This window comes from Ruminiclostridium hungatei, from assembly GCF_002051585.1.
GTDB lineage: Bacteria > Bacillota > Clostridia > Acetivibrionales > DSM-1351 > Ruminiclostridium > Ruminiclostridium hungatei.
Window position 1 is genome coordinate 83667 of the sequence record NZ_MZGX01000003.1, and the last position, 14704, is coordinate 98370.

At 41.5% G+C, this 14704-nt stretch carries 14 protein-coding genes; all 14 read right to left on the reverse strand.

Annotated elements, in window-relative coordinates; all coding sequences use genetic code 11:
• Positions 1-393, reverse strand: coding sequence for a flagellar protein FlaG (locus CLHUN_RS02920; RefSeq protein WP_080063069.1), 393 nt, complete (start codon positions 391-393; stop codon positions 1-3).
• Positions 394-492: 99 nt separating this feature from the next.
• Positions 493-2478 (reverse strand): glycosyltransferase, encoded by a 1986-nt coding sequence (locus tag CLHUN_RS02925; RefSeq protein WP_080063070.1) that lies wholly within the window; start codon positions 2476-2478, stop codon positions 493-495.
• A 28-nt stretch (positions 2479-2506) separates the two neighbouring features.
• Positions 2507-3316: a flagellin N-terminal helical domain-containing protein gene (locus tag CLHUN_RS02930; protein WP_080063071.1), complete on the reverse strand. Its 810-nt coding sequence runs from the start codon at positions 3314-3316 to the stop codon at positions 2507-2509.
• A 187-nt stretch (positions 3317-3503) separates the two neighbouring features.
• On the reverse strand, positions 3504-3749 hold the full coding sequence (gene csrA, locus CLHUN_RS02935; RefSeq protein ID WP_080063072.1) for a carbon storage regulator CsrA: 246 nt from the start codon (positions 3747-3749) through the stop codon (positions 3504-3506).
• 2 nt (positions 3750-3751) lie between these two features.
• Positions 3752-4198 carry a flagellar assembly protein FliW gene (gene fliW, locus CLHUN_RS02940; protein WP_080063073.1) on the reverse strand — a complete coding sequence of 149 codons (447 nt, stop codon included), beginning with the start codon at positions 4196-4198 and terminating at the stop codon, positions 3752-3754.
• Positions 4199-4286: 88 nt separating this feature from the next.
• A complete protein-coding gene (locus CLHUN_RS02945; RefSeq protein ID WP_080063074.1) occupies positions 4287-4868 on the reverse strand; it encodes a DUF6470 family protein in 582 nt (193 codons plus the stop codon).
• Between the two features lie 79 nt (positions 4869-4947).
• The gene (gene flgL, locus CLHUN_RS02950) at positions 4948-5877 is read right to left on the reverse strand and encodes a flagellar hook-associated protein FlgL (RefSeq protein WP_080063075.1); all 930 of its coding nucleotides are present in this window, start codon (positions 5875-5877) and stop codon (positions 4948-4950) included.
• A 90-nt stretch (positions 5878-5967) separates the two neighbouring features.
• Positions 5968-7620 carry a flagellar hook-associated protein FlgK gene (flgK, locus tag CLHUN_RS02955; RefSeq protein WP_080063076.1) on the reverse strand — a complete coding sequence of 551 codons (1653 nt, stop codon included), beginning with the start codon at positions 7618-7620 and terminating at the stop codon, positions 5968-5970.
• Between the two features lie 50 nt (positions 7621-7670).
• Entirely contained in the window at positions 7671-9782 is a 2112-nt protein-coding gene (flgK, locus tag CLHUN_RS02960) for a flagellar hook-associated protein FlgK (RefSeq protein WP_080063077.1), read from the reverse strand.
• Between the two features lie 65 nt (positions 9783-9847).
• The gene (locus CLHUN_RS02965; protein WP_080063078.1) at positions 9848-10351 is read right to left on the reverse strand and encodes a flagellar protein FlgN; all 504 of its coding nucleotides are present in this window, start codon (positions 10349-10351) and stop codon (positions 9848-9850) included.
• A 102-nt stretch (positions 10352-10453) separates the two neighbouring features.
• Positions 10454-10741: a flagellar biosynthesis anti-sigma factor FlgM gene (locus tag CLHUN_RS02970; RefSeq protein ID WP_080063079.1), complete on the reverse strand. Its 288-nt coding sequence runs from the start codon at positions 10739-10741 to the stop codon at positions 10454-10456.
• Between the two features lie 240 nt (positions 10742-10981).
• On the reverse strand, positions 10982-11389 hold the full coding sequence (locus CLHUN_RS02975; RefSeq protein WP_080063080.1) for a MerR family transcriptional regulator: 408 nt from the start codon (positions 11387-11389) through the stop codon (positions 10982-10984).
• Between the two features lie 60 nt (positions 11390-11449).
• Positions 11450-12166 carry a ComF family protein gene (locus tag CLHUN_RS02980; RefSeq protein ID WP_165755643.1) on the reverse strand — a complete coding sequence of 239 codons (717 nt, stop codon included), beginning with the start codon at positions 12164-12166 and terminating at the stop codon, positions 11450-11452.
• A 77-nt stretch (positions 12167-12243) separates the two neighbouring features.
• The gene (recD2, locus tag CLHUN_RS02985) at positions 12244-14652 is read right to left on the reverse strand and encodes an SF1B family DNA helicase RecD2 (protein ID WP_080063081.1); all 2409 of its coding nucleotides are present in this window, start codon (positions 14650-14652) and stop codon (positions 12244-12246) included.
• Positions 14653-14704: the final 52 nt, after the last annotated feature.

Consider the following 14704-nt stretch of genomic DNA (forward strand, 5'->3'; position numbering starts at 1 on the left):
CTACCTTCTTTCATCTACTAAAATACCTGCCATTTCGCACATCTTGGCAACCATGTCGAGAACCTTCTCATTAGGTATTTCCCTGATAAGTTCATTTGTCTGGGAATCAAAAACCTTCACAACTATTTCATTTGTCTTTTCATGTATTGAAAATTCGAATCTTCTATTTCCGCCCGAAATTGCCTTGTTTGCCTTTTGAATGGCTTCAATCACTATTTTCTCGGATACAGGCATGTTCCCGATGTCGAATTCATTCATTTGTGATATGTTTTTTGTGCTTAGTAAAGCCTCAACCTTGTCTGATACCGCCGCAGTTCTGGCTGCACTATCAGAAGCCTGACTTGCACTGCTCTTGATACTTGATTCAAAATTATCTCCACCGTTAACCCGCATAACTGCACCTCCAAATAAAACTCTTATATAAAATATCGGGTTTTTATATATAAGTGTTTAGTCCAATTTATAAAATGATAAATTTTATATTGACAAGCATTACTTCAAATCTTTTAACAGCCTGCTGTCAGGATAATGGCCTATGGCAATCTGTTGTATTTCCTTCTGGATCTCCTTCCTGCCCATTTCCCCCAGAAGCTGTATGGCATTCATAAAAACTGAAAAATTTGTATAGCCCATATCTATGGCCTTCAGCGCAAATTGAACAGCATTTTCGTTCTGGCCCTCCTCCTTCAAGGTACTGACGATATTCTCAAAAGCCTTTTCATCAAGCCTTTTTATATCTCCCACCCTCTCATAGAATTCAAGGGCCAGTTCTCTGAAGTCGTGATTGTTCAGCATATGTCCGATTCCAAGCTCAATACCGGCATCATCACCAATTTTCTCTGACAGCAATTTTTCAAAAAGCTCAAACCATTTATAGCGAATGCTTCTTTCAAGCAGCTTTAAATATAAATCCTTATTGGAGTCGGTATTTACCTTGCACTTTTTTAAGAACAGAAGCATTGATTTGTCATCAAATGCACATGTGATTTTTGAATACACCTCCTGCTCCCGCTTTACAAGGTATAGCAGCCCAAGGTCTATTCTGTCAATAAATCCTTCACCCAGAATCCTGACAATATCCTCCTCAGGAATTCCCATAAGATAATCCCTTGCACTCTCATAGCCGTCTTTAAGCATTTTATACTTTAAGATTATTCCCACCAGAATACCCGGGTTCCCCTTCAATGAACCGATAAAAGCAGCAGCCAATTCCAGTTGAGATATTTCAAGCAAGATTTTTATCAATCTCATACGCTTCTTTTCATCAGCAAGGTTATTATCATTAATAAACTTTAAAAGCTCTTCCTGCGAACAGTACTTTGACAATACTGAAACCAGTTTATAAAAAGCCTCATAGCTTCTGCTGTTTACAGAAAGTACATGAGCATAGTTTTCAACTGCCTGACTTACATTTCCTTCTTTATTATAAATGTCACCCAGAAGCATATATGGATGAAATTCCAGATAATCAATGCTCCTGATAAAATGCTTGTAATTTTCCTTATTTTCTATAAGTTCCTGAAGTTCGGCCTTGGCTTCATACCTTCTGTTCTGTGCCAGGAAAGCGTTTGCTTTAAGGCATTTGAACTCAGGCGCATTATTCCATATAAGCTCTGCATCATAAATAACCTTGAGCGCTTCATTATATCTCTTTAAATCAATCAGGCATAATACCATCTGAACTACGGTCAGTGGAACCCATGCAAACCTGATATCAGCTTTTTGCATATATGCCTTTTGAAAAGCTTCCAAGGCTTTTTCCACCTCCCTGGCCGATAAAAACTCATTTCCCATGTTAAAGTAATCAAAGGCAGCCTGTCCTGCCACATCTGTCTGTTTTTGGATCAATTTTACATTCCTTGAGTTTTTATTTTTTCCCTTTACTACATTATCCATATACCCGGAGTGATAAATTATTAATTCACTCTTATCCGATTTAAATTCTTTATCTTCCCGGATCAATTGCTCATGAATTGTACGCACATATTTTATATTAGGATCATTTCTATAAATCCGCAGGCTCCTGTGCTGAACTATATGTTCACCGCTGTATCCTGCAAAATTATAAATTGTGGTTGAAAAGGCATCAATCGATTCACTGGTTTCGCATAATTGTCCCTTTACTTCTTTCAGGTTATCTCCATCAACATATTCGTCAGCATCAAGGACAAGTATCCATTTGCCGGACGCCTTGCTCTGTGCAAAATTCCTTGCATCCGAAAAGCTGTCGGTCCACTCAAAATCATAGATATGCCCAGTATACTTCGACGCAATATTTACGGTATTATCTGTGGAGCCGGTATCTGCAATAATTATTTCGTCAACTATATCCTTAACCGAGTCCAAGCATCTCTCCAAAACCTGCTCCTCATTTTTTACTATCATGCATAAAGATAATTGAAGCATATCATCATTCCTTTTTATTTTATTTAAAAAAATATCATGCCAGCATCTATAACCGGCATGATATTTGCACATCCATAGTTCTCTGATTTTAAAGCAGGCACTATCTGAGGAGCTGCAGAACTCCCTGAGGCTGCTGATTTGCTTGTGCAAGCATTGACTGTGCAGCCTGTGAAAGGATGTTGTTCTTTGTGAACTCCATCATTTCCTTAGCCATGTCTACGTCACGGATACGTGATTCAGCGGCTGACAGGTTTTCTGATGCAGTGCTCAGGTTGTTTATAGTGTGCTCAAGACGGTTCTGCAATGCACCAAGGTTTGCTCTCTGAGTAGATACGGCAGTAATTGCAACATCCAAGCTTGAAAGTGCAGTACTTACTGTTGCATTTGAAGAGTAATCCAATGCATTTACTGTCAAACCAGCAGCTGACATTGTGCCGATAGTAAAGTTGATAACCTGGTTACTGTTAGCACCAACCTGCAGTGTAGCTGAAAAAGCACCGCCCAATAAGTTAGCTGTGTTGAACTGAGTATCAGTAGAGATACGGTCGATTTCTGACTGCAACTGGCTGATTTCTGTAGCTATCTGAGTACGGTCTTCTGCTGTGTTGGTATCGTTACCAGCCTGAACAGCCAGTTCTCTCATTCTCTGCAGTATGCTGTGAGTTTCGTTCAAAGCACCTTCTGCTGTCTGAATAAGTGATATGCCATCCTGTGAGTTTCTGGTAGCCTGATCCAAACCTCTGATCTGACCTCTCATCTTTTCACTGATTGCCAAACCGGCTGCATCGTCACCTGCACGGTTGATACGAAGACCTGATGACAGCTTTTCCAGTGATTTTGATGTTGCACCGGTGTTGTTTGACAACTGACGGTAAGTGTTAAATGCTGTGATGTTGTGATTAATTCTCATAATAAAAATCCTCCATGATTTTATTTTTTAACAGGAATCCTTTCCTGTATGGTGTGCAGGCTTTGCCATCGACTCAATCCGGCCGGTATAAAGTCTCCGTACTTGTCCTACCTGATTAATATATCGTACTTTTTTTAGAATACTTTAGAGGAAAAATATAAAAATCCTTGAAAATTATTTTAATAGCCTAATCCTTATCCTTAGCTTTAATATCTTTCAATTTTAATATGGACTCCAGCTCGATTTTACTGCTGCCGGCCGCCTTCTTATTTTCCTCCTGGATTTCCAAAAAAAGCTCTTTCCTGTAAACTTGAACAGCCTTGGGCGCATTTATGCCTATCCTTACCTGATCTCCCTGTATTTCAATAATAGTGAGCTCAATATTATCGCCAAGCATGATGCTTTGTCCCTTTTTTCTGGAGAGTACTAACATCTCTACACCTCCGTCTTTTGGAGTTCATCCAAGATATAATGTCTTACAGAGTACTTGTCCGTGTCCAGTACGACCTGCGCTGCCAGCCTTTTATTCCTGTTGATGACTATAGGAGCTTTCAGATTCATACTTATTCTTTTGATATCCTCAGGAACAACAACGATTGCATATACTGCCACCTGAGAGGGCTCTTCAATCTCCAGCAGGCTTACATAATCTTCTTTTAACTCAAAATCATAATCCGTTCTGACAGTAAACGGGTCGATTAATGCAAATGCCAGCTCGGTGTTGTCTATTGATTGTATCCATTTAAAAGGAGATTCCGGATCTTCGCTGTCTATAACAGCAAATCTGTTGGAGTCCTCATAGCCTATAATTCCTTCTTTAAAATCCAATATGTGTTCTTCTATAATATCTATCTCACCAAAGTGCCTAGTGTTAATAACCAAATCCAATACCCCCCATAAAAATTTTATACATATATGTAATTATACCTTTTTTATTATCAATTTTATACATTATATGCTTAAATATGTTTTACACATATGCATCAACATTATTGCCTGTGTATCTTATGTCTATGGACCCATAGGAAGCCATCCTTGACTTTATTACAGCGGGTGTGAACTCAAAGTTGATCTCTCCGGGTATAAAATTGCCGGTGACACCGTTTAACTCTCCTATATTGTTTCTGAATTCTGCTTCCAATTCAACCGTCCCTCCGACCACCTGGAATTCCGGCCGGGATACCGGCATTGTCCCAAAACCGAATTCATGCACTGTTTGCATGTTCCTCCTGGCTATATCAATCATGATATTTGCCTTATTGCCGATTTTGGCCATTGCGTCGCCATCCTGAGCCTTTTTTGCAATAAACTCCATCGCTGCCTGATAGCCTCTTTGAGACCATTCCCTGGACAGATCGGTATTATTTTTCAGCCCTTCCTCTGCAAAGCATGGATATTGGTTTATTAAGACCATGGGCTGCTCGGTGGTAATATTAACTTTTGCCTGCTTTTGGTTCAGTTCAAGCCGGGCATTTCTGGTATTAATGCTTAACCGGCCGGGAATACACTCCATCTCAATCCTTGCAGGAGTAGTCCTGATTTCAAGTCCCATTTTACTCACATCCCTGTACGAAAATAACACAAGATGGGCAGCAGCCCATCTTTAATATTGTTAAGCCCAAATTAAACCGTCATCTTAAAAAATCCACAAGGGTTTGCTGGATAATTCTTGCACCGCCGGCCAGAGAGGCCTGGTATACATTTTCTTCATTCTTCAGATTCATAATGGTCTCAGCTATATCCACATCTTCATTCTTACTCATTAAATCGGTAAAGTTCACAAGATCATTGCTCATTCTGTCCGCAGTGAGGTCAACTCTGTTTTGCCTTGCGCCCACATCAGCTCTCGCCCGGAGAACATTACCCATCTCTCTGTCAAAGTCATCCAGCATATTGCTTGTCTGTGTATATTGTCCTGCATCCATATAGGATATGACTTCATTAAACATCTGTATCATTGAAGATACTGTCCCATTTGCAGCATCTCCGCCATTGTTGAAAATATCTCCTCCGGCGACATTAACATTTATGCTGTCACCAACACCTATTTCGTAGTACAGTCTCTCATCAACGGTATTGACATCTATTGAGAACTGCCCGAAATTCGGACTGTCTTCATCATCATTAATCAGCTTTTGGTCGGTTTTAAAGCCGGAGAAAATGTATCTGCCTGCATAGGAGGAATTTGCCAGGTGGATTGCCTGAACTCTCAGCTGTTTAAGCTCAAGAGCTATCTTCTGGGTTTCCTCGGGAGTATTTGTACTGTTTGAAGCTTGAACCGTCAGCTCCCTTGCTTTCTGCAGAACATCCCCTATTTTCCCAAGGGCGACATCTGTGGTATCCAGCCAGGATTTTGCATCGTTAATATTCTTTTGGTATTGTTCAACCTTTGCCACGTCGGTTCTGAGTTTCAGTGCTCTGGCCGCAACCACGGGATCGTCGGACGGAACCGATATCTTCTTCCCTGAATCAAGCTGGTTCTGATATTTGCTCATTCTTTGGGTATTGTTTCCCAGATTCCTCAGCATGTTTGAAATTATCATATTATTCGTAACTCGCATACATTGTTCCTCCAGCCGTTTTCTCGTAATACAGTATAATTAACTAAAGGCAAGCTGCCTTTGGCTCTGAAGTGAAACCAGCATGTTTATCTAGCCCACTCCCAGCCTGTTTATCAAAGTGTCATAGACCTCCGACATGGTGGTTATCATCTTTGCCGCCGCATTATATGCCTGCTGAAATTTCACCATGTTTGTCATTTCTTCATTGAGTTCAACTCCCGAAACAGACATCCTTCTGTTATCAACCTGCTGCACTATTGTATCCTGACTGCTCTTGAACCGGGTTGCCTGCTGGGAATCAATTCCCAGACCTGCCACCAGGGACTTCATAAAGTCCTCGGGAGCACCCTCATAGAACAAATTCTGGTTTGACCTGATTTCCATTATCTTGTTCAAAACATTTATATTGCCGTTCTCACCAGGCTTGTCGGATGTGGCAACATTATCAATATTGTTCATAACATCACTGCCTACTGTGAAATTCTTTGCCGTAATATTTGAATATTTGCTGACAATATCGTAGTTTACAGTCCCCGGAGGAGTAACCGTGCTTACCCCTTCAATCAGCTTGCTGCTGGATATTGCTTTATTGTTCTCTCCAAACATCGTAAAGAACCTGATTCCGGTAGGAGAGATTCCGGGACCGGTTATATCGGCATCATAGCCATATCCGTCCACATGCCCCGCGTAATCAGTCAAAATACCATTATTGTCGGGAATATATCCTTCATTGAAGGCCATCGCAAAGGTACGTACAAATTCATTCAATTTCATCTGATAATAAGGTATGCCTCTATAAATAGGACTCTTGCTGTTTCCATCCGCACTGAGAGCCCCGTCCTTGCCGTCTCTGACATCCAAAAGCCCTCTTAACTCTCCGCCGGTGATGTTAATGGAATTTCCGTCTTCCCACTTAACTTCATACAGGTTTCCGGCATCCTCTTCATTTAACTTGCTCTGACGCTGCTCAAGACTTAATTTGCTTATATTAAAGTGATCAACAAGTGACTTTCCGCTTACAGTAATCTGAAAATGAATATCTTCAGCACCGTTTGGCAGCTTTCCATAAGAAACCTCTGTAGCCTGAATATTTATCATCTTTGAAAGCTGGTCTACCAGAAGGGTTCTGGAATCTCTCAAGTCATTTGCAGATTGTCCCTGTATTTCAAAGTTGTAAATCTGCTTGTTCAACTGTTGAATCTGAGAGGCCAGAGAATTGATCTGATTGACACTGATTCTCACCATATCGTTAATATCTTCCTGCAGCTTTTCAAAATGAGTGGCGGTGTTATTAAAATAATTTGAAAGAGTAAATCCTTTTTCTCTGACCAGTGCGCGGACTGAAGAGCTTGAAGGATCCTTTGCCAATTCCTGATAGGCATTAAAAAATTCATTCATGATGGTTACAAAGCCACTGGAGGATGGCTCGTTAAACGTACCTTCAATTTCCGACAGCAGTTCAGCCTTTTTGTTCCATTCACCGCCGGCTGTATTTTCACTCCAGAATTTAAAATCCAAATATTCATCTCTTATACGGGCTACAGTTTTAACCTCTGAACCCGTACCTACCATACCGGTGCCATCCAGCACCGACAAGGGCCTCGAGGCACTCTGGACTGTCTGCTGTCTGGAATAGCCGGGAGTTGTGGCATTGGTTATGTTATGGCTTACAGTATCCAGATTTTTTTGTGCCGTATATAGTCCGCTTAATGCTATATTAAAACCAAAAAAGCTTTGTCTCATTATACCCCCACCTGTTCTTTGCAGATTACTTTATCAGTTATCAGCTAATTCTACCTTCCTACCTTGCCCATTGCCATAATTACATTTTCCAGCATGGAATCAATTATGTTAAGCACCCTTGAAGATGCATCATAGGCAAATTTGAATTTCATCATATTAGCCATTTCCTCGTCCATGGACACTCCGGATATGGCCGTTCTCTGCTCATCAGCAGATTGGACCAGGGTTGTCTGGCTCTCGGTTATCCTGTTGGCTTCAGCCCCCCCATTACCTATATCCAGAATTACCGACCTGTAAAACTCATCTATGGTAACATCTCCCGCGCTATCCTCCATCAGATCGGCATCTCTCAGGTTTGCAATCTTTCTGGCAATGGAATTATCACCTTTTGCTGTAGAAGATGAGGCGGTGATATTGTTCAAGCCCTTATCACTCAACAGTTCATCACTCAGCCTGAGATTTCCCATCTGCATGGGATACCTGTCGTCTATAGCTGCAAAGAAGTCCACACCAGGCTTTCCGTCCAGTGTAAACCCGGACTTCTGGAGATAGTTTATTTCTCTTGCTATAGCGTTAACCATGGCATTCAATTTTATTTTTACATCCGATACAATGTTGTTTGAGGGAAGAATGTTCCCCATTGCAGCATTAACTGCCTGTCTCATGTTCATGTTCATGCCGGCAAACACAGACGTATACTCCTCTTCGGTACTGCCCAGGGCAAATACTTCACCGCCGGTAGCGGCAGCGACCTTGCTCCATCCGATTTCTGTGGCATCCTGCCCCTGGTTCATAAAGCTCTTGTTTGTTATTATGGAAGTTTTGACTCCGCAGTCTATGAGCTTCTGAATGTGGCCTGCATCACCGCTGGTGTCAACAAGTGAGCCATCAATACTTTTATTGGTGAATATATATGCAACCTTTGTGGCATCAGCCCTGTAATTATTAATAGAATTTTGTATTTCATCGGCAAAGGTGCCAAAATCAGCATCTGTTCCTGCCGAGCCGTCAAATAAGGCATCAAAGCCGGGATCGCTCAACAAAGCATCTATATTTTCCTGGGTATAGACATTGTCAGGGCCTCCATAGAATTGGGAAACCGAATCCATGTTCACAAACCTGATATTAAAATCCGTACCTGTAATTTTTAAATCACTTACAAACTTGCCGATATATGCCTTTAAATCTGCCAGATAACTTGATTCCGGTCCCTGTGTAGTGTCAATGCCTATTGTAATATCGACCTTTTCCCTGGGGTTTCCGTTTTCGTAGGTTCCTTTAATGCCCGGAACCTCACCACGGGCCTCCATCAAGCCTTTTAATATACCGCTTTTTATATTAACTTCTATGTTGGTGCCTTCCAGCATAGGATAAAAGTAATTTCCGTTTTTAGCATTCGCTTCCACGTACAAATTCCTTGAGGTACCTTTTTGAACAAGATAATAGCCCCCAAGTGTTATATCAACCTGTCCATCCTGCATTTCCAAAGCTTCAGCATTGCATAGCTTAGAAAGCCTGTCCAGCAAGAGGTTCCGCTGATCCCTGAAATCATTGGCACTGTCGCTGTTAATTTCCTGGCTGGCTATTTTATAGTTAAGTGTTGCTATCTGACTGGTTATATTATTCAATTCACCAATCCTGACCTGAATCTCGGAATTAAGGTCATTTTGAAGCTTATCCAACTGCTGGCCTATGTGATTGAAATGGTACACCAGCGCCTGTCCCCTTTGCCGCACAAGTGCCCTTGTAGTGAGGCTCTCAGGATTTTTGGTCAATTCCTGCCAGGAGTCCCAGAATTGATTCATAACCTCCTGGAGACCGCCATCTGCCATAGGGTCATTAAGAATAGACTCCACATCTCCAAAAGCCTTGCCTCTGGTTTCCCAATATCCCAAAGAGGTATTTTCTCTTCTGTAAATATTGTCAAGGAAAGTATGTCGTATCTGCCTGGTCTCCTGGATATCCGCCCCTAAACCATACTGAAACAGTCTCCCGTTCTTACCGTATTCATTTATATATGGACTTGACTCGATCATTAGCTGCTGACGGACATATCCGGTTGTATTGACATTGGATAAATTGTGTCCTGTAACAGCCAGTCCTCTTTCACTGACCATGAGCCCTGACCTGGCAATATCATAACTAGAAAACCCTACAGCCATGTGCTGTCCCCCTAATTCAAAAAATACACTGAAAACATAATTCTATAAAATCCTTTTACAGGCCACTAGAGCTTTACATCAAATAAATTCCGTTTCTTTGAGTCGCCGGAGCTTCCTGAACTGCCGTAATTATTTGACACAGTGTCTATACTTGTCATCATGTTTATTGAAAAATCGATATATTCCAACGAGTTCTTAATAAGCTTTGAATTCAACTCGTTATTATCCTTAAGTGCATTAATGCTGTCAACAATCTTATCCTGACAAACCTTTAACTGTGCTGATTCACCCTCACCCAGCCAGGTTCTGAGCCAGGAAATCGTAACATCTTCAGGCTTTTGACCTGACAATTCGCACAACCTTTCAACTATCTTCTCTCTCTCATCTTCCAGTTTCGAAATCTTCATTACCAGGGATTGCTCAATCTTAACTATATTTTCAAGTTCATTGACCTTTCCTCCGATAATCATTTCCTTCTTATTGTTTGATATCTTGTAGAGTGTTTCATATACATCATTTTCCTGATTCAGTACATTGACTAATTGCCTGACTGCTTCTTCTGCTGCCATCTACGTTACACCCCCCGAACATGTGTGCATTTCATTAGGTCAAAATGTTTATCTTTCGCATTTTCAAGTAATTTAAGTCTTTGGTAGCTGTTCTCTCCCAAATTAAGCTTTTTGATCCAGAATGGATTTCCCAAGCTTTTCTACTATTTCCCTGCCGCTGACATCATATTTTCCAGACCTGTAAACCTCAGAAAACTCCTCAACCTTGTTCTGCCTGAAATCAGGAATATCCTTTAATGCCTTTGACACAGTCTGGTAATCCATTGCGTTGCTGGATATGGATACCACATCCTTCTTGGGTGCTACGGAACCGGTCTTGCTGATTTTCCCCACAGACTTGCTGGAGTCATAGACCTTGGACACATTGTAAATATCACCCGTGATTTTCATCTCTACACCTACTTTCTAAGTTGCACTTATATAACTCAATCTACTATATTTATTATCGTCAATTTATTGAATTAATTTAGTATTCCTTTGCAATTAATAATTGGAAAAGTCAACAGGGCTGATTTCAGATGCTTCTGAGAGCTATTATTTCCCGAAATGCGCATATTTAATGCTGGACGCACCACGCAATAAAAGACGGGAGCAAATGCTCCCGCCTTAACCAATACTTTTTCAGGCCTGTTAAAGATTTTTATTCAGATATCTCATGCCAATTCCCGTTTTTTTAGGCTCGGGTTCCTTATCTGCCTGGGCTATGGTTCCCGATATGTCATTATGGACCTGATTCTGGCATTCACTGCAGAATCGGCCGGTCCTGATAGAGCGTCCGCACCTTTCACATTCAAGCACGATATTTGACCCTTCGGTAATTTCCAAACGGCCCTCCTTCAGAAACATCTTAATTTTTTCAACGCTGACATCACACTCCATAGCCACCTGCGAAAGTGTAGCCCCGGGGTTGTCATACAAGTAATCCTTTATTTTTTTAAAAACCTCTTCGTCTGCATTTTTACAATCCAGGCAAATGGGCGGACCACCAATATAGTTGTACATTCTTCCGCAACGTCTGCAGTTTCTTAAATCCGGCATAACTAATTCCCCCTATAGACTAAAATAAATAACTAAAATATTATATGTAGGTAAAACCTATTAATCAGCTCTTGTTGTTGCAATCACTCCTGCAATTATCCTGGCCGCACCCGCCTGTTTAAGCTCCTTGCTGCATTGATTGACCGTACTCCCGGTTGTTAATATGTCATCTACAAGCAAAATGTTTTTATTGGCTGCCCGACTTGGGCAATTTACTGTAAAAGCACCCTCCAGATTTGAAAATCGTTCAGCCCTGCTTAACAAACTTTGACTTCTGGTTTCCAAAACTTTAATCAATAAGCCGCCTTCCAGCTTCAGACCCAGTTCCCTTGCCACCAACCCGGCCATAAGTTCAGCCTGATTGTAGCCTCTCTGTCTCATCCTGCCCTTATGCATGGGTACAGGTATCACGGCATCTATTTCCCCAGCCTGTACAGTATTGCGTACCTTCAATGCCAGCAGCTTCCCAAATGCCCTGTAGTAGGAAGGCTTATCCTTAAACTTGAATCTTCTTATGGAATTTTTAAGTGCATTGCAGTATTTGCCTACACATATGATTCCGTCACAGTAAGTTTTCATTTCTCCCGGCAGATAAAAAGGCTCGACACAATTGCTGAAATATTCCATATCTCTGGCACATGAGATACATATGTTAATAGGACTTTCCGGAGACAATACCTCGTTACAAATACTGCATCTCGGAGGAAATATATACTCCAGCAGACTTATAAATATCCCTCCTGATTGGTTACGCGCTTCTCTTAGCTTTAACTTCATTGTACATCACTTTACAAAGTTATGCAATATGACATTAATTCCCACATTTCAACTTCATTTTCAGCAAAATTTACCGTCTATATTTTGAGCAAGTCGCACAGCATGGAATTTCGTTCATTTATCTTCACATTGGATACCATAACTTTAACTGCTTTTTTCTGGCCTATTATGCAGGCCATTTTTTTTGCTCTTGTAACAGCAGTATAACCCAGATTCCTGTTGAGCATTATATAATTTCTCATATGGCAGAGTATGATAGCCGCTTCACATTGCGAACCTTGCATCTTGTGTACCGTGAGGCTGTAAGCAAGGTCAATTTCCTCCAGCTCATTCACCTGATAAATTATGATAAATTCATCGTATTGGACAGCTACTCTCTTTTCCGGGGTTGTATCATTGCTTTCATCATCACCATTCCCGCTTACTTCATTGATCTTTGATATTTCAATAATCCGTCCAATATCTCCATTGAACACTCCTGCACTTTCTTCAGCTACATAGCTCCCGGTAAAGGGATCCTTGTGATAATGGGTGGACTCATAGTTGTTGCTCAAATGAATAACCTTATCACCCTCTCTGAAAACACTGTTGCCCCTCTTGATCTCGGCTCTGCCTTGGGCAGAAGGATTTACCAGTTCCTGAATGGCTTTATTCATTTCATAGGTTCCGATTTCCGAAGTTTTTTGCGGGCAAATAACCTGTACGTCGTCAATGGTATAACTGTACCCCGTCATCAGCCTGGTCAGTGCCTCAAGAGTTTTTTTTATGACTCTGTTCTTGTCCTCTTCCTCTATTATGAAAAAATCTTTATTCTCATTTATACTCTCAGGCATTTCGCCGTTTATGATCCTGTTTGCATTGGAGATAATACCCGACCCGTCTGCCTGGCGCTTGATGACATTTAACTTGACAGTTCTTATTATGCCGCTGTTTATCATGTCCTCCAGCACATTGCCCGCACCGACGGACGGAAGCTGCTGTGTATCTCCAATCATCACCACTGTAGTTCCCGGCGAAATGGCGGTAAAAAGTGCATGGGCCAGGTCTATGCTCAGCATTGAGCCCTCATCCACAACTATCAGGTCATAGGGCAGCTCATTGCCCTCCCTGTAAAAAAAGCCTTTATTTTCGTATGAAAATTGAAGCAGCCGGTGTAAGGTCATGGCTTCAAACCCAGTTATCTCGGTAAGCCTTTTTGCCGCCTTCCCTGTGGGCGCTGCCAGCATAAAGCTCATTTCCTCCTGGTTTTCAAAATACCTTTGCAAAACATATATCATACATTCAACGGTTGTAGTCTTGCCGCTTCCTGCCGACCCGGTCAGTATCAGCATATTTGTATCAAAAACTGCCTTTACGGCCTCCTTCTGCATGTCCTCCAGTCCGAATCCACGCATGGCCTCAAACTCCTCAATAAGCCTGTCCACATTACAAAAACGTGCATCCGGCTGGCAGCGGGCAATTTTCTTTATGGCAACAGCCGTCTCATACTCCAGTTTGTACATTTCCTTAGTATAAACAGCCTCGAAGCTTTCTTCCATCTCGGAATAGGTTATATTCACAAGGTTGCCCAGCTTCAGCATTCTGTCATATGCCTCTTCAAGCTCCCTGGTGGTTATGGTATCAGCTTCGTCGCTTAGCGCCTTAGCCGTCATTTCCAGCAGCTTGGACTTAAACAGATAGCAGTGTCCGTCACTTTCCGCCGTTTCCAGAACACTTTTCAAGGCGGATTCCAGCCTGAATATGGAATGGGGGTCTATCCCCAGCTTCCTTGCTATTTCATCACAGCTTTTAAAACCAAAACCCCTGATGTTTGCGAACATATATGGGTTCTGCTCGGCTATAGCAATTGATGTCCCCTTAAAGGAATTGTATATTTTCATAGCCTTGGCAGAAGAAACTCCAAACCTTTGAAAAAATATCATTACATTTTGATACTCCATGTTTTCCATATAGGAATCATGAATTATTCTGGCTTTGTCAGGAGATATCCCCCTTATTTTGGAGAGAGCCAGAGGTTCATTTTTTATAATCTCCAGAGTCCTGCTGCCAAAGCCCTCCACATAGCCTGAGCCCGATTTATATCCGGCAACAATGTTTCTGGCGGTTTTTTCGCCGACTCCCTTAATTATGCCGCAAGACAAGAAAGAAATAATCCCCTCGTCTGTTGCAGGCTCTATAAACTCAACCGTTTCAGCCTTGAGCTGCTTTTCTCCCCTGTAGGCTCCTACAGTTCCTATAACCTTGCTTGGGAGTACTGCACAGTGTTCATTAACCTCATAGTAGCCGGTAACACTTATCTGATCGGAGGCCTCATGCTCAAAGCCGTCCTGATCAATAATCTTCTCAATATCAAAGGTATAGATTTTATACCCGTTATCGGAATTTTCATATATTTTGTAGTCAAATCTTCCGATTATACTAAGCACTGTACCTACAGCATAACTGTCAAACGACCACCGCTGCTGCTGAAACTGTCCAATCGCCATAAATATCTCCTTTTTGAAACACCTTCTCACTATAATAAATAATATCCTATTT